At 64.4% G+C, this 24,611-nt stretch carries 29 protein-coding genes and 3 pseudogenes; 16 read left to right on the top strand and 16 right to left on the bottom strand.

Translation table 11 applies throughout. The annotated features are described in order from the left end of the window. Positions 1–152 precede the first annotated feature (152 nt). Positions 153–752 carry a type IV toxin-antitoxin system AbiEi family antitoxin domain-containing protein gene (locus ABL840_RS19465; protein WP_093308049.1) on the top strand — a complete coding sequence of 200 codons (600 nt, stop codon included), beginning with the start codon at positions 153–155 and terminating at the stop codon, positions 750–752. Then, complete coding sequence (locus ABL840_RS19460) at positions 749–1,651, top strand: nucleotidyl transferase AbiEii/AbiGii toxin family protein (protein WP_093308050.1); 903 nt, start codon at positions 749–751, stop codon at positions 1,649–1,651. The genes ABL840_RS19465 and ABL840_RS19460 overlap by 4 nt, the downstream gene beginning before the upstream one ends. A gap of 858 nt (positions 1,652–2,509) precedes the next feature. Here the strand turns inward: ABL840_RS19460 and ABL840_RS19455 are convergent. The 3 genes from ABL840_RS19455 to ABL840_RS19445 are packed head-to-tail and all read right to left on the bottom strand — an operon-like array spanning position 2,510 to position 3,983. Further along, positions 2,510–2,959 carry an SRPBCC family protein gene (locus ABL840_RS19455; protein ID WP_418116343.1) on the bottom strand — a complete coding sequence of 150 codons (450 nt, stop codon included), beginning with the start codon at positions 2,957–2,959 and terminating at the stop codon, positions 2,510–2,512. Positions 2,960–2,985: 26 nt separating this feature from the next. After that, positions 2,986–3,327 (bottom strand): ArsR/SmtB family transcription factor, encoded by a 342-nt coding sequence (locus tag ABL840_RS19450; RefSeq protein ID WP_093308052.1) that lies wholly within the window; start codon positions 3,325–3,327, stop codon positions 2,986–2,988. Continuing rightward, entirely contained in the window at positions 3,327–3,983 is a 657-nt protein-coding gene (locus ABL840_RS19445) for a glutathione S-transferase family protein (RefSeq protein WP_093308053.1), read from the bottom strand. The genes ABL840_RS19450 and ABL840_RS19445 overlap by 1 nt, the downstream gene beginning before the upstream one ends. A gap of 752 nt (positions 3,984–4,735) precedes the next feature. Here ABL840_RS19445 and ABL840_RS19440 point away from each other — a divergent pair. Next, a complete protein-coding gene (locus ABL840_RS19440) occupies positions 4,736–5,743 on the top strand; it encodes a hypothetical protein (RefSeq protein WP_093308054.1) in 1,008 nt (335 codons plus the stop codon). A 495-nt stretch (positions 5,744–6,238) separates the two neighbouring features. On the opposite strand, the gene ABL840_RS19435 is transcribed toward ABL840_RS19440, so the two are convergent. Then, a complete protein-coding gene (locus tag ABL840_RS19435) occupies positions 6,239–6,619 on the bottom strand; it encodes a winged helix-turn-helix transcriptional regulator (RefSeq protein WP_093206243.1) in 381 nt (126 codons plus the stop codon). A gap of 71 nt (positions 6,620–6,690) precedes the next feature. On the opposite strand from ABL840_RS19435, the gene ABL840_RS19430 reads away from it, so the two are divergent. The 3 genes from ABL840_RS19430 (at position 6,691) to ABL840_RS19420 (ending at position 8,557) form a co-directional block, all read left to right on the top strand. Continuing rightward, positions 6,691–7,122: a DoxX family protein gene (locus ABL840_RS19430; RefSeq protein WP_240652321.1), complete on the top strand. Its 432-nt coding sequence runs from the start codon at positions 6,691–6,693 to the stop codon at positions 7,120–7,122. After that, complete coding sequence (locus ABL840_RS19425) at positions 7,122–7,874, top strand: SDR family NAD(P)-dependent oxidoreductase (protein WP_418116342.1); 753 nt, start codon at positions 7,122–7,124, stop codon at positions 7,872–7,874. Before ABL840_RS19430 ends, ABL840_RS19425 begins: the two co-directional genes overlap by 1 nt. 392 nt (positions 7,875–8,266) lie before the next feature. After that, positions 8,267–8,557 carry a hypothetical protein gene (locus ABL840_RS19420; protein WP_143043073.1) on the top strand — a complete coding sequence of 97 codons (291 nt, stop codon included), beginning with the start codon at positions 8,267–8,269 and terminating at the stop codon, positions 8,555–8,557. A 490-nt stretch (positions 8,558–9,047) separates the two neighbouring features. Here the strand turns inward: ABL840_RS19420 and ABL840_RS19415 are convergent, their stop codons facing one another. Further along, complete coding sequence (locus ABL840_RS19415) at positions 9,048–9,812, bottom strand: metallophosphoesterase family protein (protein WP_093308055.1); 765 nt, start codon at positions 9,810–9,812, stop codon at positions 9,048–9,050. A gap of 161 nt (positions 9,813–9,973) precedes the next feature. Here ABL840_RS19415 and ABL840_RS19410 point away from each other — a divergent pair, with 161 nt between their 5' ends. Further along, complete coding sequence (locus ABL840_RS19410; protein ID WP_093308056.1) at positions 9,974–10,831, top strand: nucleotidyltransferase; 858 nt, start codon at positions 9,974–9,976, stop codon at positions 10,829–10,831. Positions 10,832–10,853: 22 nt separating this feature from the next. Here the strand turns inward: ABL840_RS19410 and ABL840_RS19405 are convergent, their stop codons facing one another. The 3 genes from ABL840_RS19405 to ABL840_RS19395 form a co-directional block, all read right to left on the bottom strand. Continuing rightward, entirely contained in the window at positions 10,854–11,213 is a 360-nt protein-coding gene (locus ABL840_RS19405; protein ID WP_143043074.1) for a hypothetical protein, read from the bottom strand. 68 nt (positions 11,214–11,281) lie between these two features. Further along, a complete protein-coding gene (locus tag ABL840_RS19400; RefSeq protein ID WP_093308058.1) occupies positions 11,282–11,434 on the bottom strand; it encodes a hypothetical protein in 153 nt (50 codons plus the stop codon). Positions 11,435–11,566: 132 nt separating this feature from the next. After that, a complete protein-coding gene (locus ABL840_RS19395; RefSeq protein WP_418115967.1) occupies positions 11,567–12,544 on the bottom strand; it encodes an IS5 family transposase in 978 nt (325 codons plus the stop codon). Between the two features lie 294 nt (positions 12,545–12,838). On the opposite strand from ABL840_RS19395, the pseudogene ABL840_RS19390 reads away from it, so the two are divergent. Further along, positions 12,839–13,048: pseudogene (locus ABL840_RS19390) on the top strand (hypothetical protein); the annotation flags it as partial. Between the two features lie 365 nt (positions 13,049–13,413). Here the strand turns inward: ABL840_RS19390 and ABL840_RS19385 are convergent. Together ABL840_RS19385 and ABL840_RS19380 are read right to left on the bottom strand one after the other, a co-directional pair. Then, positions 13,414–13,842 carry a hypothetical protein gene (locus ABL840_RS19385; protein ID WP_093307623.1) on the bottom strand — a complete coding sequence of 143 codons (429 nt, stop codon included), beginning with the start codon at positions 13,840–13,842 and terminating at the stop codon, positions 13,414–13,416. Positions 13,843–14,042: 200 nt separating this feature from the next. Further along, positions 14,043–14,365: pseudogene (locus ABL840_RS19380) on the bottom strand (glycoside hydrolase 100 family protein); the annotation flags it as partial. Between the two features lie 281 nt (positions 14,366–14,646). On the opposite strand from ABL840_RS19380, the gene ABL840_RS19375 reads away from it, so the two are divergent. Beyond that, positions 14,647–15,033 carry a nuclear transport factor 2 family protein gene (locus ABL840_RS19375; RefSeq protein ID WP_093307571.1) on the top strand — a complete coding sequence of 129 codons (387 nt, stop codon included), beginning with the start codon at positions 14,647–14,649 and terminating at the stop codon, positions 15,031–15,033. 12 nt (positions 15,034–15,045) lie between these two features. Here the strand turns inward: ABL840_RS19375 and ABL840_RS19370 are convergent, their stop codons facing one another. Genes ABL840_RS19370 through ABL840_RS19355 form a run of 4 tightly spaced genes read right to left on the bottom strand, consistent with a single transcriptional unit; the run spans position 15,046 to position 18,076 of the window. Continuing rightward, positions 15,046–15,648, bottom strand: coding sequence for a class I SAM-dependent methyltransferase (locus ABL840_RS19370; RefSeq protein ID WP_093307573.1), 603 nt, complete (start codon positions 15,646–15,648; stop codon positions 15,046–15,048). 9 nt (positions 15,649–15,657) lie between these two features. After that, positions 15,658–16,416, bottom strand: coding sequence for a PIG-L deacetylase family protein (locus tag ABL840_RS19365; RefSeq protein WP_093307575.1), 759 nt, complete (start codon positions 16,414–16,416; stop codon positions 15,658–15,660). Continuing rightward, positions 16,404–17,414 carry an acyl-CoA/acyl-ACP dehydrogenase gene (locus ABL840_RS19360; RefSeq protein ID WP_093307576.1) on the bottom strand — a complete coding sequence of 337 codons (1,011 nt, stop codon included), beginning with the start codon at positions 17,412–17,414 and terminating at the stop codon, positions 16,404–16,406. Before ABL840_RS19360 ends, ABL840_RS19365 begins: the two co-directional genes overlap by 13 nt. A gap of 47 nt (positions 17,415–17,461) precedes the next feature. Then, positions 17,462–18,076 (bottom strand): Dps family protein, encoded by a 615-nt coding sequence (locus ABL840_RS19355; protein ID WP_093206248.1) that lies wholly within the window; start codon positions 18,074–18,076, stop codon positions 17,462–17,464. A 219-nt stretch (positions 18,077–18,295) separates the two neighbouring features. Between ABL840_RS19355 and ABL840_RS19350 the strand changes: the two genes are divergently transcribed. Next, complete coding sequence (locus ABL840_RS19350) at positions 18,296–19,015, top strand: glycosyltransferase (RefSeq protein ID WP_093206249.1); 720 nt, start codon at positions 18,296–18,298, stop codon at positions 19,013–19,015. A gap of 380 nt (positions 19,016–19,395) precedes the next feature. Beyond that, complete coding sequence (locus ABL840_RS19345) at positions 19,396–20,370, top strand: hypothetical protein (RefSeq protein ID WP_093307578.1); 975 nt, start codon at positions 19,396–19,398, stop codon at positions 20,368–20,370. Between the two features lie 127 nt (positions 20,371–20,497). Here the strand turns inward: ABL840_RS19345 and ABL840_RS19340 are convergent, their stop codons facing one another. Further along, positions 20,498–20,881: a response regulator gene (locus ABL840_RS19340; protein ID WP_093206251.1), complete on the bottom strand. Its 384-nt coding sequence runs from the start codon at positions 20,879–20,881 to the stop codon at positions 20,498–20,500. Positions 20,882–20,964: 83 nt separating this feature from the next. Here ABL840_RS19340 and ABL840_RS19335 point away from each other — a divergent pair, with 83 nt between their 5' ends. Both ABL840_RS19335 and ABL840_RS19330 read left to right on the top strand, forming a co-directional pair. Next, complete coding sequence (locus ABL840_RS19335; protein WP_176947661.1) at positions 20,965–21,117, top strand: hypothetical protein; 153 nt, start codon at positions 20,965–20,967, stop codon at positions 21,115–21,117. Positions 21,118–21,258: 141 nt separating this feature from the next. Further along, positions 21,259–22,338: pseudogene (locus ABL840_RS19330) on the top strand (NRAMP family divalent metal transporter); the annotation flags it as partial. Positions 22,339–22,680: 342 nt separating this feature from the next. On the opposite strand, the gene ABL840_RS19325 reads toward ABL840_RS19330, so the two are convergent. Then, positions 22,681–23,172, bottom strand: a complete 492-nt coding sequence (locus ABL840_RS19325) for a hemerythrin domain-containing protein (RefSeq protein ID WP_093307579.1) — start codon at positions 23,170–23,172, stop codon at positions 22,681–22,683. A 310-nt stretch (positions 23,173–23,482) separates the two neighbouring features. Between ABL840_RS19325 and ABL840_RS19320 the strand changes: the two genes are divergently transcribed. The 3 genes from ABL840_RS19320 to ABL840_RS19310 all read left to right on the top strand — a co-directional run bounded on the left by ABL840_RS19320 (position 23,483) and on the right by ABL840_RS19310 (position 24,585). Beyond that, positions 23,483–23,653, top strand: a complete 171-nt coding sequence (locus ABL840_RS19320; RefSeq protein ID WP_176947662.1) for a hypothetical protein — start codon at positions 23,483–23,485, stop codon at positions 23,651–23,653. Between the two features lie 211 nt (positions 23,654–23,864). Beyond that, entirely contained in the window at positions 23,865–24,209 is a 345-nt protein-coding gene (locus tag ABL840_RS19315) for a PRC-barrel domain-containing protein (protein ID WP_093206253.1), read from the top strand. 28 nt (positions 24,210–24,237) lie between these two features. Continuing rightward, positions 24,238–24,585 carry a hypothetical protein gene (locus ABL840_RS19310; RefSeq protein WP_418116341.1) on the top strand — a complete coding sequence of 116 codons (348 nt, stop codon included), beginning with the start codon at positions 24,238–24,240 and terminating at the stop codon, positions 24,583–24,585. Positions 24,586–24,611 lie beyond the last annotated feature (26 nt).

Below are 24,611 nucleotides of genomic sequence, written 5' to 3'. Positions count from 1 at the left end.
AGACACTGGTCGTCCTGCACCGTCGATGCCCGGACGGTGCGCGAGCGTGCGAGCACCGCATCCCGCCCTGCCTGCTGGTGAGGTAGCACCTTATCCGATTGGATTTCACTTCACTTGAATAAAAGTAGTGTGAATATTAAACTCGGTGCCCGATGAACCAGTCTGATCACATCCTCGAACTGGCCGGGCACCGACACGTGCTGCGGGCGGCGGATGTGCGCGAGCACGGTTGGTCGCCGCAGCTTTTGATCCGGCTGCACCAAGCCGGTAAATTGCAACGATTTGCCCGCGGTCTGTACGGGCTGCCCGGTGCCGAGGTCACCGAGCACCAGACGCTGATCGAGGTTTGTCAGCGTGTGCCAAAGGCAGTGCTGTGCCTGCTGAGCGCGCTGCAATTCCACGAGATCGGCACGCAAATGCCTCATGAAGTCTGGATTGCACTGCCCGAGGCGACGCAAACCCCGACGCTGAGCTACCCGGCGCTACGGATCGCTCGCCTGCGCGGCGCTGCATACAGCGATGGCATTCAGACGGTGACCGACCACGGCGCACCCATCCGCGTATACAGCCCCGCCAAGACAGTGACCGACTGCTTCAAGTTTCGCAACAAAATTGGCCTGGACGTGGCGCTGGAGGCGCTCAAAGATGCTTGGCGCAATCGCAAGGTCACGATGGCTGAACTGGGTCACTTCGCCAGGATCAACCGTGTCGAACGTGTCATGCAGCCCTACCTCGAGGCGGTGACGCAATGACCAGCAATCTCTCCGCATCCATCCTGAACCGGCTGCTGACGCTCGCCAAGCAACGGGGCGACGACTACAACCTGTTGCTCAATCAATTCGGAATGGAGCGTCTGCTGGCGCGCGTCAGCCTCTCATCGCATGCTGGCCGCTTCTTGCTCAAGGGCGCGCTGCTCTTTGCACTGTGGTACGACACCCCACATCGCCCGACGCGTGATGTGGACTTGCTGGGATTTGGCCCCGACGATCAGGCGAACCTGATCGCCACGTTCCGGGAGGTCGCGGCCATGGACTTGGGTGACGGCATCGTGTTTGACCCCGAGTCCGTGAAAGCCGAGGCCATTCGCGAAGACAACATCTACGGCGGGATCCGTATCACGCTGATCGCACGCATAGGTTCCGCGCGTTGCGCGCTGCAGATCGATGTGGGCTTTGGTGACGCGGTGACTCCTGGGCCACAAACCGTGGCCTATCCCACCTTGCTGAGCGACTTCCAGCCCCCCACGCTGCGGGTGTACCCGGTCTATACCGTGATCGCCGAGAAGTACCAAGCCATGGTGATGTTGGGGCAAGCGAACAGTCGCATGAAGGATTTCTTTGACCTCGCAGTGATTGCACGGCGCACGGAAGTCGATGGTGCCATGCTTGCTACAGCCATTGCCGCCACCTTTGCCCGGCGCCAGACCGCGCTGCCTGCCGAGCGGCCTTTGGCCCTGACGAAGCAGTTCAGCGAAGATGCAGCCAAGCTGCGCCAGTGGCAGGCCTTCTTGAACAAAAACCGCATTGAAGCTGCCAGCCTGGGTGCCACCGTGGCGCTTCTGGACGACCTGTTGTGGCCGCCCACGCAGGTGGCGGCTAGCAGAAGTCAAGCGACGGCGACTTGGCGCCCAGGTTCTTTGCAGTGGGTTTGAACAGCATTCTTTGCATCCGCAAACCGGATCCGCGATGAGTCGCCTCAGGCTCACCCAGCACAGGAAGGATCACCTTACTCACCTGAGCGGCGAGCCCGGCATCGGCAGAGCCACCCCACAGGCCCGCCAACCCCGACTCGCGATCTGCTGCTGTCTCCAAGTTCAAAGCCCAGAGCGCGGCTTGGCCGGTCGATCTGGTATTTCTTGATGCAGATGTCGTGGTCCGTGCGCTATCGCCATGACCCAGCGCATGTCTGGGCGCACCTCAGGCGAAGCGTGCTGGTGCCGCCGGAGCGTGCCACGCAAAACAACCTTGTGCCGGTCAAAAAGCGTGACTCACGCATTCCGAGTAAGCGTACGGTCTGGGCCGGATTGCAATGAGGGCTTGAACAGGCGAGCACGTGTCCGCAATATTGAACAGCGGACGCACCCCTGAGTGGACGGCCCGACCGTGGAGCGGGCCAGCTGCGTCTGGGGTAAGGGGAGGCTCGCCCTGAATCCAGGTTACGCAACAGCGCCCATCAGCGATGCTTGCTCAAAGCGGGTCTGCGATTCAGGTCAGATGCTTCCCGCGGCCCGCGCCTCAGGCAAGGACGGCCTTCGCCGGACTATTACAGAGTTTCGCGCCAGCCGAACAGAGGAAGGGGCGGGAGGGTAGGCAGGCCGTTGCGGACCGCCTCGGCATATCGGCACAGCGTCGTCGTGCGAGTCGCTCCTGCAGCGAGCGCCCCAGGGTTTCACCGGCGTCAGGTTCGTGCAACACGCAGTCGCCGTGTCGCAAGGCACGTCGACTGCGAAGTGCAGCGCAAACGTCAAGCTCTGACCGAGCGTTAAGGTGGCCCCGGTCTTTGGCTTTCGTCAGCGCTGCAGATAGGCACTGAGCTTGTCGATGATCTCGCGGCTGCCTCGCTCCCGGCTGCCGTTGTCATCGAAGCCATCGAGGAATGCGCCCTGTTCCGTCATGATCAGTTGGGTCCCCGTACCCGATGCCTTGAACTCGAGGGTGGCCAGCGAGATCGAGATCTTGCGTCCGTCGAGGTGCATCTCGTAGGCGTAGACGATCCGCTCTCCAGGAATGATGTCGAAGTAGGTCGCGTCGAACTCGGTCACCATGCCGGTTTTCCATTTGCCCTTCAGTCGCTCGCGGCCGCCGACCTTGAAATCCATGGTCCGCTCGACGATGTCCCAGTTGTCATTGGGCGCAGTGAACCAGCCGTTCTTGCCCTCGATGCTCGCGAATGCGTCGAACACCCGCTGCGGCCTCACGTCCGCATAGGTGCGTTCGATGGTGAAGACCCCGTGGGACACGCTGCGGTTTTGTTCGGTCTGATTTGTCAATTTGATTCTCCGTCTGGGAAGTGCTTGAGGTGTTCGCCGAGGCGGTCGAGACGCTGGTCCCACTCCGCCCGACGCCGGTTGAACCACAGCTCGGCAAGGCTGAGCGTGGCGGTATCTATGCGGCAGGTGCGTACCCGTCCGATCTTCTCGGAGCGCACCAGGCCGCTGGCCTCCAGCAGCGCCAGGTGCTGGACGACGGCCGGCAGCGACATCGCGTAGGGTTCGGCGATCTCGCTGACAGTGGCCTGGCCGCGCGACAAGCGCTCCACGATGTCGCGCCGCGTCGGGTCCGCGAGCGCCTGGAACGTCAGGTCGAGATTGGCGGTCGCGTGTGGCATCAGCCGTTCCTCAGGGGGAAGTACTGGAAGTAGGGTTCGGCCTCGGCCAGCACGCGGGCCACGCTGGGTCGCGCCTTCAGGCGACCGAGGTAGGCCGCGAGTTCGGGCCATTCGGTCAGGCCGACGGCGTAGTCGGCGTAGAACAGCGCCGGCAGCGCCGCGCAGTCGGCCATGGTGAAGGACTCGCCCATGGCCCAGGGCCCGCTGCCGCTGATCATGGGGGCGACGAGGTCATAGCCCGCTCGGATCTGGCGACGCGCCTGTTCGACGCCGAAAGGATCGTGCTGACCATCGGGGCGCAACCGTTCGGCAACGACCTGTTGGAATGGCGCGTGGATGTAGCTGTCGATGAGTCGATCGAGCAGGCGGGTCTGCATCGCCAACTCGGGATCGCCCGGCACCAGGGACGCGGCGCGGGGCTCGGTGCGCGCCAGGTAGTCGATGATGACGCTCGACTCCGGGATCGTCTTGCCTCGCGTGTTGTCGCGCAGCACGGGGAACTTGGCCAGCGGCCAGATCGCCTGGAAGGCGGCACGGTCGGCTGGATCGCCGAGATTCACCAGCCGCGCCTCGAAGGCGATGTCGGCTTCATAGAGCGCGATCAGCGCTTTCCAGCAGAAAGAAGACAGCGGGTGGTAGTAGAGGGCAAAGGACATCGCCGGTCTAAAACTTAAGAAGATGCTTAAGTATCTGGGCTGGCCGGCGAAGCGTCAAGCGGTTTGCGGGTGGCACAGAACGGGCCAGCATGTTCCGTGGCCTGGTGTGCCTGGTCGCGGACGTGGCTGCGTCTCCACGGCTGAGAGGGCGGTGCCGGCTCTCCACCGGATGTGGATGAAGTTGCACTCGGGATGTGGGACACCCGAACTAGCATGTGCCGAGGTGGTGACCGTACGGGCACCACCGATGCGTCGTCGCCAGATCGTTGCGACTCCAGCGCGCCCATTCGGCGTGAGGGGTGTAGGGCCCTCTCTCAACATGCGCACACAGGAGTGCGACTCGTTGAGAGGGCGCTTGCCACCGCGCCAAGCCGGCAATTCTCCAAAGCAGGAATCTTGCGATTCGCGTTCATAGCGTGTGTCTGACTGGTCGGTACCCACAGGTTCTCGTTGGCCTTGGCTCTGGCGAGCCATGGGCTCACCAACGAACAACGACATCGACGGGCGCTCTGCAGTCGGGATATCGAACGCGACATCGAAAGAGTTGGCGCCGGGCCTCACCGGCCGTCGTGGCGGCGTTCGAGGCGGACTGGCTGCAGGCTGAAGGAGCGGGGCAGGCTGGACTCTTTCGTCGTTTCAGCGGCAGACACGCATCCACCCTGGCGGCGTGCAGCACCGAAATGGCGGCACGCAACCTTTGCCTCTGACGAGGCCCATCCAAAGAGAAGTCCCATTCAAGGAGGTTCGAAGATATGAAGTTGAAACTGGTTCTTACCGCTGTCGCGGCCGCGGTCCTCGTCGCTTGCGGTGGCGGGGGAGGAGGCGGCGGCGGATTTTCCTCACTGCCCATGGGATCCGTTGCGCCGCCGGATTCTGGCAGTACGCCAGCGCCTTCTCCGGCGCCGTCTCCCGCCCCCGCACCTGCTGCGGCAGCACGCACGTACATGTACGAGGCGCTGTCGCCCGCTGCCGACAAGGATGCGTTCCTCGGTCATCTCAATGCCGAGGGCGCACGGAGCTTTCGCTTTCTCACATCCCTGGCTTTTGTGTCCGGGCAGAACGTCAGTACCGTCGAGACCTATGTGAAGGATGGGAGTGCAAGCTACGTCTACGAATTGCTGGATACCACCACCAATCGCAGCGCGTTCCAGGCGCAGCTCGATGCACAAGGCGCACGGGGATTCCGCTGGGCCGGCTCCTATGCGGTGGGCGGTGCGAGCGTCACGCTCTACAGAAAGGACGACGCCGGCACCTATTCGTATGTTCTCACCACCGCTTCCTCGAGCAGTGCGGGCTTTCTTCAGGAGGCCAATGCACAGGGGGCAAACGGCTACCTGAACTTGGCGCCGGGCTTCATGGTCGGCACGGAAACCGTGGCCATCTACGAGAAGGGCAGCGCCGGCGGTGCGCGCTACGCCTACGAATTTCCCTCCTCGCCAGGCAGCGATGCGGATCTGTTGGCCCAGCTCAATGGGCAGGGCGCACGTGGCTTCCGGTTCCGTTCTCCGTACAGCTTCTCAGACCGCAGCGGCCTGCTGTATGTGCAAGACGGCAGCCAGTCGTCCACTTTCAGCTTCTCTGCGCTGGATCCGGCTGAGGCCAGTGCCAAGTGGATGGAGCAGGTCAATGCGCAGGGGGCGCAGGGCCATGGACTGATCGGGGACTACATGATGCCAAGTGGTCAGGCCAAGAACCTTTTTTTTGCGGCCGCCAATTGCGCCGGCGAACTTTGCAATTCGACTTCTCTTTTTGGTCGATAGGCTCAGCCAAGTGATTCCTGGGGAGCGCGCCTTCCCAGGCATCGGCGGGGCGATCCCTCTGCTGCCGGTGGTGTGATTTCCATCCAAAACTGACCCACGTCGTAACCCCGGCCTGCCGCTTTCAGCGGCGGGAGCACAGGAGTGATTGACGTGGCGACACTGAGTGTCATCAGACGTTGGGCCTTGCTGGGCCACGGCGTTGTTGAGCTCGCGCACTGGGCGGCTGCTGCCCTTTTGGGGATTTGGGGTGACCTGGGAAATGACAACGCCCTTCAGGTGTTCGTATGCCAGCCGTTGCGACAGTTGCTCGATGCCCGCTCCCGAGTACGCGAAGAGCGGCGCGGTGCCGCCGCTGATGCGATTGGCCTCGACGAAAGCATCTGTTGGAGCGCCGAGGCGATCAGCGCAAAGACGCACAGCGTCATCGCGGAGGCGCCGCCCCACGGAGCGTCGATGGCCGCGGACGTCATCAGGCGCTCGCCTGGTCTACCGCATCTAGCTTCCCTTGGCCTTGCGACCGCGCGCGGTCGACTTCACGGGGACGCTCTTTCCATGCTCGTTCCACCAGGCCGTGAGCGCCTGCATCGTCGGACCGAGTCCCCGGGCCTTCGATGTGATCTCGTATTCGACGCGGGGCGGCACTTCCGCGAAGACGGTGCGCGACACCAGGCCATCCGCCTCGAGCTCGCGAAGCTGCGCCGTCAGCATGTGTTGAGTGATGCCGGGAATCGCCTTTCGCAGTTCCCCGAAGCGGTAGATGCGCTGATTGAGCAGCCACATGATTTCCAGCTTCCATTTGCCCGAGAGCAGCGCGAACGCGCGGCGCATTTCCTCGTGCATGTTGATCTCGGCATTTCCCTTGGTCTGCTTTTCCATACTAGGCATCACTTTTTCATCCTACTTGTGGTTTTCGATGTTAGGCGACATCCTTGCTGCGGATCGATGCAATGACGCTCGATCAGGAAAACCTCATGACTGGAAACTACACATACTGGATCAGCACCGCGTTGCTGTCGCTTCTCTATCTGGCTTCTGCCGCCGCCTACGTAGCCAAGAGGGACTGGGTTCGCCAAGCGCTGGCCGATCTTGGCTACCCTGGCTATCTCGTGCCGGTCCTCACTGTCGTGAAGATCCTGGCTGTGGCCGCGATCCTGTCGCGCATCAGCGTACCGCTGAGCGATCTCGCCTACGCGGGCATGTTCTATCACCTGCTGCTCTCCGGGCTTGCGCACATTGGTGTGCGCAAGCCCGGCGGCGCCCTGCCTGCAGCGGTGGGCCTCGTGTTGCTCGTCGCTTCGTTCGCAACGCAGAACCTTGCCCGCGATATCCCGTCGCCTGATGCCCTGGCCATGGCGGCGCAGCAAGCAACCCTCAACTGATGGAATTCATCATGACTCGACTGAATGGAAAAGTTGCCCTCGTCACCGGCGCCGGTCGCGGCATCGGCCGCGCCACCGCGAAGCTGTTTGCGGCCGAAGGCGCGAAGGTGGCCGTTGTTTCACGCACTGCCGAAAACGTCGATCGTGTCGTCTCCGAGATCCGGGCGGCAGGCGGCGTTGCGCTTGGCGTGGTCTGCGACATTGCCGACCCCGATCAGGTCAAGGCCTCAATCGACAAGGTGGCGGCCACGTACGGCGGGATCGACATCCTCGTGAACAACGCCTTCGATCCGTCGTCCGTCTCGTCATCGATCCTCGAGTTGTCAATCGAGCAACTGCAGCGCAATTTCGAGATGGGCCCGATTGCCTATCTGCGCACGATGCAAGCCTGCTATCCCCACCTCAAGGCCAGCGGTGAAGGCCGCGTCATCAACTTCGCCTCGTTGGCTGGCGTCCTTGGCTCGGTGGGCTATGGCCCTTACAACATGGCGAAGGAAGCCGTGCGCGCTTTGACCCGTTCTGCCGCACGCGAGTGGGGTGCCGACAAGATCACCGTGAACAACGTGCTGCCGATCGCGGACACCTGGGGCGCGGCGAACGTTCCTCCGCCGGCCAATGCGCTGGCCCGCTACGGATCGCCGGAGGAAGACGTCGCGCCGGTCGTCCTGTTCCTTGCCAGCAAGGATGCACAGTACCTGACAGGGTACAGCCTGACGCCTGACGGTGGCCAGATCATCGACAGCGCCCGTTGAACCCATTCATTCAAAATCGATCTTCAGGGCGGGAGTTCCCGGCTTCGTCTTGCGAAGGACCGGTCCGCGCAACGCCGATGATGGACTTCCGTGTCTCCTCCCTGCACGCACGCCTGTGCGTGACGGCGCAAGGCTTTTCCGCTCGGCCCCTGGAGGTCGAGCGGATTTCCTTCAATCTCTGCTCTTTCCTTTCAGGGATTCATGAGGCAACTCGCTCGGCCTGTGATCGCGTCTGGAGGCGTCCAGCATTCTTCATGACGACCGTCAAAAAACCATTTCCTCAGCGTCTGAATTGGTGCGTTCGGAACTTGCGGGTATGTTCATCCCTGCCTGTGCCCACACCGAGCCATTGATGCGGGATCGCGCGCCCGCGCAGAGTCACGAGGTGTGTCATGAATGAACAGACTTTTATTCACGAAACCCGCTCGGGGCCATGGACCTGCACCATCTATCTATTGAAAAGCAACGAGGGCGACTTCTCCGCAGTGGGGGACATTGCCTTGCGCGGTCGGCATCGATGCAAGCTCGTGCTTTGCCGTCCCGACATTTCCACCAAAGCAGGCATCGCCATCCTGAAGCAGCAATGTATCTCCTGGATAGAGCAGACCGAGCAGGCAGGCAAGCCGACGCCTCCGGCGTCTCCTGAGCAGATCAGGAAGTCCTCTCCAACCGACCAGCCGTGAAGCCGGCCCAGTGCTCCCGGATCACCGCCTTCAACGTGCGCATGCCTTCCGGATCGCCCTGCCACAGCGCCGAGGAACAGGCCCTGGCTTGCGCCAGCGAGACATCGGGTAGCACCGCAGCATCGGTCACCATCTCGAGAGCAGCATCGGCCTGTCGGCGGCAAAGGCCACAGTCGCCAACTCGGCCACAAGCGGAAGTCCAACGCGACGGGCCATGGGCGAGCGGTGAGCGGCGTATTCACCCGAACTCAATGTTCATCCAGCCACTCGCCGGGTGGCCAGCCTTGTTGTGCTTCTTCGATGAGGTGTCGGCCGGACATCGGTGCTCCGAAAAAGAAAACGAAAGCAGTTTCTTGCCCGTTGGAAGCCCTCTGCATGCGGGAGCAGACTGACCTCGAATATCGTCCCGGGCTTGCGTAGAGGGCGCGTGAACAGGTGCCGCCCGGTGTGTCATGTTGGGCGCACTCGGACGAGAGCGAATGAGCCCGGTCTATGCCGCCGTCCGCACTGGTTCCCCGAGCGCCTCGCGAGGCAACTCGTAAAGGAAAAAGGGTGGCGCGTCGGGCCGCGTGCGCTGCAGCAGCGGCCTGGCGACGTTGTAGACCGGCACGTCGTTGATGGTGCGCGCCTCGAAGGTGCCGCGGTGCGCATGGCCGTGGAAGACCGCGTCCATCGGATAGCGCAGCAGAGGCTCTTCCAGCCGGCTGCTGCCCAGGAACGGGAAGATTTCCGCCGGCTCGCCTTGCACCGTGCCGACGACCGGCGAGTAGTGCAGCAGCGCGATCCGGCGCCGGGTGCGCAGCTTGGCCAGCGCCGACTCCAGCTTCATCGCCTCGTTGAGCGCCTCCTGCACGAACAGCTTGATCGCCGGCTCGCCCCAGGCGCCCAGCGACCCGCGTCCGAAGCCCTTGACGCCGGCGATGCCCACACCCTCGATCTCGCAGATGGAGCCATCGAGCACGCGAACACCCGCCTGGTTGAGCGCCGAGACCACCAGCTCGGGCGTGCCGGACTCGAAGTCATGATTGCCCAGCACGGCCACGACGGGGATCGATACGACGCTCAGCTCCTCGGCCAGGACCTTGGCTTCCTCCGCGGTGCCGTAGTCGGTCAGGTCGCCGCACAGCAGCAGCGCGTCGGCCTGGTCGGCAGCCTGCGCGAAGAAGTCGTGCAACTGGCCGGCGGCGTCGCTTTGGACATGGAGGTCGCCGACCGCGGCAAACCGGATGTGGGAAGAGGATTTCGGCTGGGGCATGGTGATCCGGTGGTCCGAAGGAAAAAAGGCACAGCCAGACTGCGCCCCTGCGCGATTGGCCGTCATCGGCTTCATCCCGCTGCGGCTGTAGGCGCCAACCGACGCCCGATGAGGCCGTTTGCGCCGGCCCGAGGCTCGCCCGCCGAACCTACGCTGCGCGCATGAGGCCTTCCACCGTTCTTTCCGATCTCGCGCCTTCGCTGGAAAAGGAAGTCGAGCCTCGTGTCGCCGCCTTCTACAGGAAGACCCTGCGCGCACTGAACGGCGCGGACATCCCGTTTCTCGTGGGCGGCGCCTTCGCCCAGGCTTGCTACACCGGCATCCGCCGCGCGACCAAGGACTTGGACCTGTTCATCCGGCGCGAAGACTACGAGCGCATTGCACGGCTGATGCGCCGGCACGGCTGGCATGTCGAGCTGAGTCATCCGCACTGGCTGGCCAAGGTGCATGACGGCGAGGAATTCATCGACCTCATCTTCAATTCGGGCAACGGCCTTTCGCCTGTGGACGAGCGCTGGTTTCGCGGCAACTGCCGTGCGGAGATCCTGGGCGTGCCGGTGCTCGTCGCCAATGCCGAGGACTGCGTGCTGTCCAAGGCCTTCATCATGGAGCGCGAGCGCGAGCGCTACGACGGCGGCGACATCGCGCATCTGCTGCTGGCCCGCGCCGAGCGGATGGACTGGGCCGACCTGCTGGAGCGCTTCGGCCCGCACTGGCGGGTGCTGCTGGCCCATGTGACGCTGTTCGGGTACGTCTACCCCGGCGAGCGCCATCGCATCCCCGGCTGGCTGCTCGCTTGCCTGATCGATCGACTGGCCGGCGAGATGCGCGAGGCGCCTCATCCGGAGGGCCATGTGTGCGCGGGAACCTTGCTGTCGCGAGAGCAGTACCTGCACGACGTCGAGAAGATGGGCTACGTGGACGGGCGGCTTACGCCGGTGAGCGGGATGACCAGGCAGGACGTGGTCGCGTGGACCGAGGACATTCAGGCCAGCAAGCCGAAGGAGCGGGGCGGCTAGGGCATGCCGGCCGCGGCTTGGCTCATGGCGTGCTCTTCGTGGGTGGTTGTCCCTTGGGGACGGCGCGCAGAGACGCATCGATGTCGGCCATGCCCTTCGTTCTTTCTGCTTCTGCCTGTGCCGTGCAGGCGGACTTCCGAGCGTCCTTCAGGGGGTCGCATCTCTTCATGGCGGCGGCGTAGTTTGCCTCGACCTTCGCTTCGGCTGCCTTGCGCGCGGTGTCGTTGGCCGTCGGCTCGTCCTTCACGGCCCCGTGGGCCGAACCCGTTGCATCGATCTCCGCCGGCAACGGCAGCGACACCTGCGTTCCTGCCTGCACTGCGAGCAGGCAGCCTGCGACAAAGGTCGCGGCCTTCAGGATTCTGAGAAGAGGTCGTGGCATGGTGCTGTCCCCGACGCCTGCGGCTCGCGGGCTCCAGCGGCGCTTTCGTGCGCAGCGCTTCGGCGCCCTCAGCCGTGGCGCTTGAAGTACTGCACCTCGCGCTCGTGCTGTTGCGCCTGTTCCCGCGAGCTGAATGTGCCGAGGTTGCGGCGCTTGCCGGTTCTCGGATCGGTCTTGCGCGAATAGAGGCGGTATTCCCCCGAGGCGAGTTTTCGGATCATCGCAGCCTCCTTTCCTAGGGAAGGTCTGATCAAGTCGTAAATTGGCTTGATGGCGAGCGCGCGTATTTGGTCGTTGCGCTCACAGGCTCGTCTCACCGAGCATCCCATGCGTTTGAGAGGCCCTGCGGCCCTTCATGCCGTCTGCAGACGCACCTGTCCCAGCATCGCGATCAGTTTCTTCCTGGCCATCCACAGGTTCGACAGTGCAAACAGCGTGATCACATGCGCCGTGTTCTTGGCCAGCCCCCTGAACCTCACCTTCGCCAAGCCGAACTGCCGCTTGATCACCCGGAACGGATGCTCCACCTTTGCCCGGATGCTGGCCTTCTGGTATTCCTGCTTGCGCGCTCTGGCTTTGGCTCGGCCCTCGGGCATCTTCGCCATGTCGCTGGGCCTGCCTGCAATGTGCCACTGCACGCTGCGCTTCACCCGACTCTGTGCTCCGCGATAGCCCGAGTCTGCCCACACCTCGCTCTCCTTGCCGTGCAGCAGGTCGCTCACCTGCTCCACGTCTGCCTCGTTGGCGGCCGTGGTCGTCACCGTGTGCACCAGCCCCGAGTCCGCGTCCACGCCGATGTGCGCCTTCATCCCGAAGTGCCACTGGTTGCCCTTCTTCGTCTGGTGCATCTCCGGATCTCGCTCGCCGCTCTCGTTCTTTGTCGAACTGGGCGCCGCGATGATCGTGGCGTCCACGATGGAGCCTCTCTTCAGAAGCAGCCCCTTCCTGGCCAGGTGGGCGTTGACCTGCTTGAAGATGTCCTCCGCCAGATCGCTGGCCTCCAGCAAGTGGCGGAAGTTCAGGATCGTCGTCTCATCGGGAATCGACTCCATGCCCAGGCCTGCGAACGTGCGCAGCGAGGTGATCTCGTACAGGGCTTCCTCCATCGCCGGATCGCTCAACGCGAACCAGTTCTGCATCAAGTGCACACGAAGCATCGCTTCGAGCGGATACGGTCGGCGTCCTCGCCCCGCCACCGGGTAGTGTGGTTCGATGACTTTGAGTAGCGCCTTCCAAGGCACGACCAGTTCCATCTCGGCAAGGAAGACTTCCCGGCGCGTCTTCTTCCTCTTGCCTGCATGCTCGGCATCCGAAAAACTGATCTGGCTCATCGTTGGTCCTCCTTCAGCGTGCGTGTTCAACGTTCAGAGCGGCCATCCGTGGACTTGATCAGACCTTCCCTAGGGCTTGGGTGTTGGCAGAAGAGCTTCACTCTCGGCCGCAACCGCGAGAGAGCATGTCGGACGATTTCACTTCGCGCTGACAGAGCCAGAATTGGAGCCAGAATTCCGAAGGAGTTCAGGTCATCTTCCCGGAGCGGGAAGATCTCCTGCAGAACGAGACTGCCGCAACCGATTCGTGCGTTTGGTGCCATGCACGAAACAGACGAATCCAGGCGGACGGCGATGGAATCCGTGGCGCCGGCAGTCAGCACCTTTGAGAAAGTCGACGCCTGGTGGCGCGCTGCCAACTCCCTGTCCGTCGGACAAATCCATCTGTTCGGCAACCCGCTGCTGCACGAGCCGCTATCACTCGCGCACAGCAAGCCGCGCCTGGTGGGTCATCGGGGAACCACGCCCGGGCTGAACTTCATCTGCGCCCACATGAGTCGCGCACATGAAATGAATCGCGTGATCATGGACAGAAGTCCCTCTTGTCGCCACCGGATTCCGGTCCGCGCGAGCCGAAGCCCCGCACAGGCCCCCGGGGCTTGGTGCTGCCGAGAACGCTGTCTCGCCGTCTCTGTCTATTTGTTCGATGGGGCTGCGGGCACCTCGCCGCCGGGAGCACTCTGCGCAGGCGGCATCTCAATCGGCACTTCGAAGCGCTGCTGGAGCGCATGGAAGTATGCAAGTGCGCCAAGCAAGACGACGACGACCGCCGGGATGCCCTATGTGAAGGCATGGCGGCTGTCATCCCGCTCGTCGCTCCGGGCCTGCTGCTCCTTCATGGTCGAGTTTCCTTTTTTCGGTTCCTCGACCTACTTCTTCATCGCCTTGACCTCGGCCTTGCCCTTCTCTTCGTCCGCCTTGGCCTGCTTCATGCAGGCGGATTTGGCATCGCCCTTCTGGTCGTCGCACTTTTCCTTCGCGATGGAGTAGGCGACGTCCACCTTGGCTTCCGCGACCTTGCGGGCGTTGCCGTCGCTGGGCTTCAGCTTCTGGTCGAGTTCGGCCTTGGCGATCTTTTCCTTGCCCTTGGCCTCTTCGACGCACACGTCCTTGGCGTTGTCCTTCATGGCGTCGCAAGCTGCCCGATCGGCCTTGTAGTCGGCCGCAATCTTGTCGCGCCCAGCCTTGAGTTCGGCGACGGCCGGGTCGACGGTCGCCGCAGGCGGAGCCATCTGCGCATGAGCCGACAGCATCGTGAGAGAGGATGCGACGGCGCAGGTCCATATAAGCTTCTGCATGGTCATCTCCTTTGGGGGGCGCCGAGGACTTTCGTTGCACAAGATGTCCCGCGCCTGTCACCCAGACTAGGAGCCACGGCTGGAGCGTCGATAGGACGGTGCACGAACCGGCCGTAAGTGCATGCCGACGCCGTTGCGGCGGATGCTCGGGCGCACGGACTTGGCCGGGATGAAAGGTGTGCAGGAGGGCCCGTGAGGCCTCAGCCGGCCGTCTCGCCGTGCAGCAGGGCACGCCGGGCCAGCAGAAGGGCCGCGGCATTCCAGCTCTGTCCGGCCATGCCCATGGGTGCCAGCGTCCGCCCGTGGAACCACTCGGTGAAGCGCCAGTCGTCGAGTGCGTTGACCTGCGCGAGTTGCACGAGCTCGGACCAGGCCAGCTCGCGCGCACCCAGCCTGGCGAGCGCCATCACCCAGAAGCCGTCGACGAAGGGCCAGATGCCGCGTTTGTGATATCGATGCACGATGTTCTCTGCTTGTGGTGGCCCATGTAGGCCCGCCACACGGCGGGCTGGCGCGGGCCAGGCTTGCCGGTGGCGCTGACCAGCGGTCATAGCCACGTGCTTGCGAACGACCGCAGCCGGGAATTCGAGCTTCTGTACAAGCCATATCCTGCGCTGGAGCTTCAGGCGTCGTTCGACCGGGCGTTGAAAACAACAGGACGGTGCGAACAGGTCGAGCGGGCATCGGTACAGCCGTCGTAGCCGGGTCGTAGGAAGCAACTGACCCTAACTCTGCGGGTGACCTTGCATCACGGAGTCTGTTGCGACGCGATCGTTGCCCTCCCCAAAATACCAGGAGACGTACGTGCAAGACAACAGCCGCGAGCTCTTCGCTCTTGAAAAGAAATTCTGGCAGTCGATGGTGGACACCGACACGGACACGGCCATCGAGTTGCTGTGTGAACCAGCCTTCATGGTGAGCTCCCATGGCTCGATGAAGTTCGACCACGCTGGCTATCGAAAGATGGCAGAGCAAGGGGCCATGACAATCGAGTCGTTCGAGCTGAGCGATATGGAGGCCACCTTCCCCGGCGATAGCACCGCCGTGCTGAGCTACAAGGTCCATCAGATTCTGTCGCCGAGAGGAAAATCGGACAGGGTGGAGCAGCACATGGCGGACACGTCCACGTGGGTCCGTGACGGTGGCGCTTGGCGCTGTGTCATGCACACCGAAGCGCCTGTGTCAGGGTAACGATGACGCGGGTCAGCGGATGCCCTCGCGCTCAGCCACCGAGCGGCCATCGCGTGTCCAGACCTGGAGCACGAAATCTGCTTCCTCATGGAACGCCAGGCGCGCCAGGCCGAGCGAAGCCAGCGCGTCGTGTACCTCCTGTGTGGGGAGCCTGCGCTGTGCGAAGTCTGGCCGCCAGTCGCAGGCCACCAGAGCGCCGTCGGCCGCCAGCGTGTCCTGGCAGCAGGCGGCCAGCAGGTGCATGTCGTTGCGGTCGAGGAAGTAGCCCAGCTCGCTCAGCACGACGAGGTCGAAGCAGCCGGCCTCGCGCGGCCAGTCGGCGGGGAGCACGTGGTGCGCGACGTGCACATGGGTGAGCCCACTGGTGCGCTTGCGTGCAATGTCCACAGCATGTGCTGAGAAGTCGCTTGCCAGCAGATGGTCGCAGCGTTGCGAAAGGGCAAGCGTGAGTTCGCCGGCTCCGCAGCCGGGCTCGTAGGCACTCCGGAAGCGCTCTCGCGGCAACGCGGCCAGCAGCAGTGCCCGTTTGCGCGCCTCGTACCAGCGGTGGCGCAGTGCGTAGGGGTCTTCGCTCGCCGCATAGAGCGATTCGAAATAAGGCCGCTGGTCATTCATTGCCGCTGCTCAAAGGAAGGCCACTTCGAAGGGGCGCGCCGCGCGCTGGACGGTGGTGGCGCGAAGCACCGGGCCCGAGCCGGTGGACGCATCGCGCCGCAACTGGCTGGTGAATGCCTTGACTGCCATGCGCTTGCGCCGCACGGCCTCTTCGCTCAGCGGGAGCCGAAAGGCGCGCTGCCAGGGCATGCACGCATCGCCGGGACGGGACCAGTGCCAACCCCAGACGGGCACTTCCACCAAGCGGGCGCCCGTGCTCGCAGCCGCCAGCGCGCAGGCCTCGCCGGTCGCCTCGTGGTCGGGGTGGCCGTCCTGGCGCCATGTGGTGAACACCACGTCACCGGGCAGGAGCAAGGAGACGAGCTCGGCCGTGAGCATGGCGCGCAGTTCCTTCAGGCCGCCGTCGGGCAGGCCCAGTCTTGCGGGCTCGATGGCCAGGCCCAGGCAGTGCAGGGCCTTTCGGCTTTCCCGTGGCCGGGTGCGCGCGAGCCGTTCGACGGGCCATTCGGTCGAGCCCCGATGACTGGCAGTGCCGTCGGTGACGGCGATCACTTCAACGGGCCTGCCGCAGTCGGCCAGCAGCGCGAGAAGGCCACCAACCGAGAGCACCTCGTCGTCGGGATGCGGCGCGACAACCACGGCGCGGGCACCCGCCGGAACCAGCTCTTGCGGCTCGATCACAGGCAGTCGCGCGATGCCGGGCCAGCGGCTCCACTCGATCTCGGTCGTGCCTTCACCCCGGATGGCGCGGCGCGCTACAGCGTCCATGACGAAGGCTCTTCTTTCTCGTTCGCGGCGAGCTGGCCCAGCGCCGCAAGATCGCGCTCGGCGTGGCTCTGGCGAAGGAACACGGGCAGATCCGCCATCGCGTGGGCGAAGTGCGGGTCGCGGCACAGCGGGCCGGCGCCGACCGCGCGGCCGGCGTGGTGCATGACGTCGTTGGCCGCCTGCTCGACGGCGAGGCGCGCGCGCAAGGCGATGCGCTGTGCGTTGTCTTGGGGGTGCCGGTCGATCCAGGCTGCGGCCTCTCGCAGTTGCGCGGCGGCCGCGGTCAAAGCCACTTCGATGGCACCAATGTGCGCGAGGCGATGGGCGTCCGGTGCCGGTCCCGCGCGTTGATGAGCCGCGCGCGCAATGCCGAATGCACCGCCGAACCAGCATGCCGCAATGCCGGCACCACCCTGCCAGAAGCCGGCGCGGTTCACGTAGTCGCCGGGCCGCCCGATCTGCGTGGCCACCGCGCGGTCGAAGCGCACATCGACACTGGCGCTCGCTGCCATGCCGACGGCATGCCAGCCATTGCCGGTCACTCGTACACCGGGCTGATCCATGGCGACAGCCGCAAGGCACGGTTCGCCGGCCGCGTTCCAGCAGCTCACGACGGCGTGAGTCACGCTCGCGGCGCCCGAGCACCAGGCCTTGGTGCCGGTGAGACGAACGCGGTGGCCTTCTGTCGCGTCGAGCATCACGCGCGCGTCGGGCGGCTCCGCGCACCAGGTGCCCCAGCGCGCAAGCGCAGGTGCGGCCGGCGCAGCGCCGAGTTCGGCAAGGATGGCGAGCGCATCGGTGTGCCCTTCGAACAGCTTCACCAATGAAAGGTCATGGGCCGCCACATCGGCCAGCACACGCCAGCGCGCCAGGGTCCGGCCGGCGCCCGGCTTTGGAAGCGCGTCGATGCCCGCGTCGACCAGGTGCTTCAGCGCGAGGTCGCAACCGTAGCGAAGCTGCAGTTGCCGCAAGGCATCGGCGAGCGCGGGTTCGGACATGTGAAGCAGCGGCTGTCGCGCGGGCCCCTTGGCACCACCAGCCGGCGTCAGGCAGTCACCGGCGAAGCGGCGACCAGGTGCTCGGTCAGGAACCACACCTGCAGTTCGTTGGTGCGAAGCACGTTGCTGACGAACACGTCGTTGCTGCCGGCGTCCCCGGACTTGTCGACCTGCTCAGCCGCATCACGCGCCGAGATGATGATCTGCTCATGCGCCTCGGCCAGTCGGCGCAACTGCACGGCAGCCGGTTCGCGTCCACGGGGCGGTCGTGCGATCTGCGTGGTCTCGGCGATGTCGGGCGCCATGGCGAGCGCGACACCGCCAAGCAGCTGAATTCGTTCGGCGACGATGTCCACCAGCAGCACTTGGCCTTCGTAGTGCTGGTCGTACATGAGGTGCAACTGGTTAAAGGTCGGCCCCACCACCTGCCAGTGGTGCTTCTTGTACATGTCGCGCAGCGTGATCGTGTCGGCCAGGCACTGGTTCAGCAGCGCCACGCTTTGCTTGCAGACCTTCTCCGAGAGTCCATTCGGAAGCTTGATGATCTCGCCGTACCGTTGCGTCTCGTGGCTCTGCTGATGCAGGTTCGGCTTCACCTCCTTTATCGACGACGACGGTGAGGTAGAGGCCGACTTTGACTTGCCGTCTTTCGATGCTGCCATGGGCGTGCTCCTGAGTTTGGAAGTTCAACTCTTCTAGCACCCGTGCCGTGACCCGCGCGTAGTCCATGCGGCCGCGTCGCCCGGGTGTTTTCCTTTCCCTGGATGCCAATCGCCTACAGGGCCCCCGCGCGTCGCCTGACGCGGCATAGCGGGGCCGATCTCTATCTTGGGTACTTGGCAATCCGACCCCGAAACGCACTACGGCAAGAAGGCTCCACCATGCTAGGTATCGTCATCCCGGCGCACAACGAAGAACAACTGATCCGCGGATGCCTGTCCTCGGTGCGCCTCGCATCGCAGCACGCCGCACTGATGGGCGAGCCCGTCGAGACGATCGTGGTGCTGGACGATTGCACGGACGCCACCGGCATCCTGGCGGCCAGTTGCGGCGTCATGACCGTGACCATCCGCGCACGAAACGTCGGCATGGCACGCGCCGTGGGTGCGAAGGCGCTGCTGGCAAGAGGGGCGAGGTGGCTGGCTTTCACGGATGCCGATACGCTGGTTTCCGAAGACTGGCTGGCGGCTCAACTCTCTCTTCAGACAGAGGTCGTGTGCGGAACGGTGTCCGTGCGGGACTGGTCGCCTCACGGCCGCCACGCGGCATTGCTCCAGGCGCATTTCCAGGAGACCTATTCGGACTGCGAATCCCACACCCACGTGCATGGCGCGAACCTTGGCGTCTCGGCTGCGGCGTACCGCCGCGTCGGCGGGTTCCGGCATCTCGCGTGCAGCGAAGACGTTGCGCTGGTGAAAGCGCTGGTCGACGCGGGCTGCAGCGTTTCATGGAGTTCGTTGCCACGGGTTGTGACCAGCGCTCGCACCGATGCCAGGGCGCGCGGCGGCTTTGCGGGCGCCCTGCTGAATGCCGTGGCGCAACGCCTGGCCGAGTCGGCGGGTGCGGCGGCGATGCAACCGGCGATTGCTGCCGGCGCGTGACGCCATGGGCGAAGTCCTTGATCTCGTTCAATGGCCGGCGTTCGTTGCCTCCCTCTCCGCGGCTTGGTTGATCGCATCAAGCGCGAAGCCGCGCAGGAACGTGGGCTTCTGGACTTTCCTGCTCAGCAATGTGCTGTGGACCGTCTGGGCCTTGCACACTTCCGCCACGGCCCTCGTTGCCCTCCAGGTCTGCTTGGCCGCGCTCAACGTTCGGGGCCTTTTCAAGACGGAACCACCGCCTTAGGCCGGCCAGTTTCCGACCTTGGCGCAATCCCGGTAGCGGCGGCTTCCCCGCCTACCCGGCAAAAGCTTCACCGCCGACCCACGGGGCGTCTGCCGCTGCGCAGTGTGTTGCCTTATTTCAGGAACAGGAGAAAGCAATGGCCGAACTGACCGATCCTCTGCGCCGCAGTCCATTGGGGTCCGTATCCCTCGACGACGAGGCGTTTGCAGTGCGAGCCGCAAGCGGCGTCTCGTGGGGGGCGATCTTCGCGGGCGCAGTCGGCGCATGTGCGCTGTCGCTGATCCTGTTGCTGCTTGGCACCGGACTGGGTATGTCTTCGGTGTCTCCCTGGTCCGGGCAAGGCGCGAGCGCCACGGCCATTGGTATCTCGGCCATTGCCTGGATCACTTTCACGCAAATTGCCTCCTCCGGCATGGGCGGCTATCTGGCGGGCCGGTTGCGAACCAAGTGGGCCGGCGTGCACACCGACGAGGTGTACTTCAGGGACACGGCGCACGGCTTTCTCGCGTGGGCCGTGGCCACGCTGATCACGGCAGCGCTGCTCACTTCGACGATCGGAGCGATCCTGGGCACCGGAGCGCAAGCGGGGGCCACGGTCGCGGGAGGGGCTGCGTCCGCAGCCACCTCCGCCATGACAGGAACCCCTGGCGCTGGCGCAGGGAGGGAAGAGTCGGCTGGTAGGAGTGCCTACTTCATCGACGCGCTGTTCCGCAAGGATCCGAACGCCGCGGCGGCGCCGGCCGACGGCGCGGCCGCAGCGCAGCAGGCCACGACGGAGCGATCCGGTACCGCCGCGTCGGTGGAGGTGGGGCGCATCTTCGCGAACGGCATCCGCGCCGGCAGCCTTCCGCCCGAAGACACGCGCTATGCCGGCCAGCTGGTGGCGCAGCGCACCGGCTTGAGCCAGCAGGATGCGGAGAAGCGCGTGAACGACACCTTCACCCGGGCCCAGGCCGGGCTCAAGGATGCGGAAGACAAGGCAAGGGCGGCCGCCGACACCGCCCGCAAGGCGTCCGCGTACAGCACGCTGTGGATCTTCATCTCGCTGCTGATCGGTGCCTTCGTGGCCAGCTTGAGTGCCACCTACGGCGGTCGTCGCCGTGACCTCTGAACCTCTTCTCACCCCAAACGGAGATGAACCATGCGCTCACTGCTTCTGTTTTTCCTCGGCGTGCCAATTCCCATCATCATCCTGATTGCCGTGCTCTTCCATTGATGGTTTCGCACGGGCGCGATCCCTAGCCGGAATGATCCTCCGCTCGGGCGGCGCAATAGGTCAGGAATTCGTTGACTTCGGCCGCCTTGTCGAAGACCGCATCGGCGCCGAGGCGCAGGCACTCTTCCCGGTTGTCTTGCGAGGCCGCGTTGGTCAGCGCCACCACCGTGCCCTTTTGCGGGCAGTGGGCCAGCGATGCGAGCACGCCAAGCCCGGACCCTTGCGCAAGCAGCAGGTCCACCACGAGCAGGTGCCAGCCTCCTTCGTGCGCCTGAAGCCAGGTAACGGCCTCGGCCTCTGTCTGGACCGCCCCGATCACCTCGGCGCGCAGAAAGCCTTCGATCACGACCTTGAGACTGTCCTGTACCTGAGGCTCGTCCTCCACCAGGAAAACGCCAAACGTCATGGTTGCTCGGTCCTGCGGATGTTGAGATCTGCAGACGGTCTCCTGTCGGCACGGTCGCCGCTGTAGGCCGACATCGTGTCGTCGTGTTCGACAAGAAGTATTTGTGGGCGGCTGGCGCATTGGCTTCGGCTGCCAGGCAGGAAGCGGCCGGTGTGCGTGTGCGCGAACGCCGCCTCGTCGGACAACCGGCTGCGCGCAGGGAGGAATTGCTTGAAGAGCTTGGCACCACGACCTGAGTTTCCGTCGATCAAGGTTGGCAAGGCGGCAGCAAAGAGGCGTGGCCCCCACGGTATCGAATCTGCTGCGGCGTCCTACAAGAGGGGGCGGTGTCGAGCTTTACGTTCTGCCTCTCCTCGAACCAACCCGGATGAGAGACCATGGCCAAACAACCCGGTACGAGCGCCCAAGCTTCCTCCGTGCTCGTGGATAAGGCGGGTGACTTGGCGCCGCCCGATGCAACGCAAGAGGAGGAACCGTCCACGCAATACAAGCAGGCGTTCTGGAACAAGCTCGGCCCCGGCCTCATCACCGGCGCGGCCGACGACGACCCGAGCGGCATCGCCACCTATTCGCAGGCGGGCTCGAAGTTCGGCTACGACATGGGGTGGACGCTGCTGCTGACCTATCCACTCATGGTCGGTATACAGCTCGCCAGCGCGCGCATCGGCCGTGTCAGCGGCCGCGGCCTGACGGAAGCCTTCCTGCGGCTGTGGCCCCGCTGGGTGGTGTGGCTGCTCGTGGGCTCGCTGGTTGTCGCCAACGTCATCAACCTGGGTGCTGACCTCAACGCGATGGCCGACGTCGCCGCGCTGGTGGCGGGAGGCCCCAAGGTGGGCTATGCCATCGGTTTCGGAGTGCTGTCGCTGGTACTGCAGATATGGCTGCCCTACGAGCGCTACGTGCGCGTGCTCAAATGGCTCACACTGTCCTTGCTTTCCTACGTGGCGGTCGCTTTCACGGCGCACGTCGACTGGGCCGCTGCGGCCAAAGGGGCGCTGCTGCCGCACCTGCAGTGGAACAAGGAGTTCATCACCACCGGGGTCGCGATCCTGGGCACCACCATCAGCCCGTACCTCTTCTTCTGGCAGGCCTCGCAGGAGGTGGAGGAGATCAGGCGCGTGCCGCAGGACCAGGCGCTCAGGCGCGCCCCCGCCCAAGTCCCGGGACAGCTGCGCCGCCTGAAGATCGACACGTGGGTGGGGATGGGCTTTTCCAACGCCATCGCCTTCTTCATGATCCTCGCCACGGCTGCCACCTTGCACGCGCATGGACAGACTTCCATCGAGACGACCGCGCAGGCGGCCCAGGCGCTCAAGCCGGTCGCGGGGGAGGCCGCTTTCGTGCTGTTCGGCATGGGCATCGTGGGTACGGGCCTGCTCGCGCTGCCGGTGCTGGCCGGGTCGGCCGCCTACGCGCTCGCCAGCCTGCTCGGCGTGCGCAAGGGGCTGGACCGAGCGCCGGGCAAGGCGCCGGCCTTCTACGCCATCCTCGCCGCCGCGATGCTGATCGGGTTGGTCATCGATCGGGTTGGTCATCGGCCTGTCGGGCATCAGCCCGATGACGGCGCTGGTCTATGCCGCCATCATCAACGCGCTGGCGTCGGTGCCGATCATGGTCGGTGTGATGCTGGCGGCGGCCAGCCGCAAGGTGATGGGCGAACTGGTGATCGCGCGCCGGCTGAAGGTCGTGGGCTGGGCGGCCACCGCCGTGATGCTGATGGCGGCCGTCGCGACGCTCGTGACGGCCTGGTCCTGAGCCGATCGGGGAGTGCCGCTGCGCCGTCGGCGCCTGTCTTGGCCTCAGGCCATCACTTCCATCTCCGCCATCAGCTCTTCCTTGCGCTGCGCGAGCTGCTGGCGCATGGCGACGAGGTCGAGCCCGCGTGCCGCGCGTGCCTTCACGAAGATCTCGTTGCGCTCTTCCTTCACGTGATGGTCGATGTATTCGCCGAGCACTTTCACCTTGGCATCGAATTTCTCGTCGATCTCGGTGGCGTCCTGGAGCTGCGCAATCAGATCCTTGGCGCTGGCGTGCTCCACCTCGGCTTCATCGAGCAGATCGGTCTCCTTGATGGCTTCTCGCAAGGCCGGATAAAAGATTTCTTCCTCGAGCCGTGTGTGCACCTGCAGCTCCGTGCAGATCTGCATTGCGAGCTCGCGCTTCCTGTCCGGCGCGCTCGCGGCCCGGGAGTGGGCGAACTCGTCGTAGGCCGTGAAAAGCTTCTTGACGTTCTTGTGGTCGGTGTCGAGAAGGCTGCAGGCATCGGGTGTGGCGCGATGGGTTGTTGGCATCGTGGGCTCCATGGTGTTGGACAGGGTTGAAGAAAAGGAAGAAGGGAGTCCGGAAGATGGAATGCGCGCCACTCGCGCGGCGTAGGAAAGCATCGGGCTCAGCTGGCGGCGCATGTCCACCTGCGCAACAAGCTGCAACACCCGGCTGCACCGAAGCACCGACCGGGAGGGGAATCGACCCGACGCGGCGCTTGAACGGTCAGTGGGTCGTCAAGGTCGGACGGCCGTCAGGCAAGTCGCTCTCCCACAAGGAAGCTTCCCGCTCGGGCAGAGAAAGAAGATCTCTTCAATCAACACGCAAGGATTCACCATGCAAGACGCAAGCCAATCACCGGACAACGACAAGCTGCTGGACCACCAGCGCACGCCGACTCCCACGCCCCAGGACGTGAAGCGTAAGGCCCCTGGGCAGCGACGCGACCGTCAGCCCGATGCGGGGCGCGCCCCCCACACGCAGCACCAACGCGGGACGGGCGAATGATGCCCAGGACCGATCACGGGCGTGACTTGGCGCACTGTGCCTCGCAGTCGCCGGCCGTTCGGGATGGTCGGATTTGGAATGGGCGGATTTCCTACACCCCTGCGGTACCGCAACTGATGCCCATGTGTTCGCACCGGAGGGAAACCCGCTGCCTGGGCTTTGCAAACAGACGTCGGCGTTTTCCCAGCGATGCCGGCAAGGATGATTCATCATGCAATCCACTTCCATTGCCAACGTGATCTCGTCGGATCGCGTTGAAGGGACCAAGGTCTACAACCCCTCCGGTGACAAGCTCGGCACGATCGACGACCTCATGATCGACAAGCTCACCGGCCAGGTGCGCTACGCAGTCATGGAGTTCGGCGGTTTTCTCGGCATGGGCACCGATCGCTACCCCATTCCCTGGAACCTGCTCAAGTACGACACCTCGCAGGATGGCTATGTCGTTCCGATCGACAAGACCATGCTCGAAGGCGCACCGCGCTACGCGCAAGACCAGATTCCGGACTACGACGACCGTTACAGTACGACCATCAACAAATACTACGGACTCTGAGGTGCGGGGGCCGCTTAGGTCGGATCACATGCCGGACACCTCAACAGCAAAGCGTGGCGTGCAGCAAGCGTCAGGAAATCCCGGTTCCAGCATTCCCGCTTCCCCCAGCGACACCGACCTCGACAACGTGGCCGAGCGGCTTCTGACCTTTGTCTACCGCGGCTGGCTGGTTTCCTGTGGCACCCGTCGACTGAACGGAGGGTGCCACGAACCTGTCGTGTCCTGCCGGCCGAGCAATTCGGACGGGCAGAGCACCAGGTTGCCCGCCGACACCGACAACTCCGCTTACGCAACCGAAGCGGAAGCGTTGCGCCATGCCGAGCAGCAAGGCATGCGATGGGTTCAGGAGCGCACCGACCGGCAAAGCGATTTCTGATCGCGTCCAGAACGCGCTGCATGCGT

The sequence above is a fragment of the Variovorax sp. NFACC27 genome, from assembly GCF_048301545.1.
GTDB classification, from domain to species: domain Bacteria; phylum Pseudomonadota; class Gammaproteobacteria; order Burkholderiales; family Burkholderiaceae_C; genus Variovorax; species Variovorax gossypii.
This window is presented reverse-complemented; position numbering and strand designations above follow the sequence as displayed.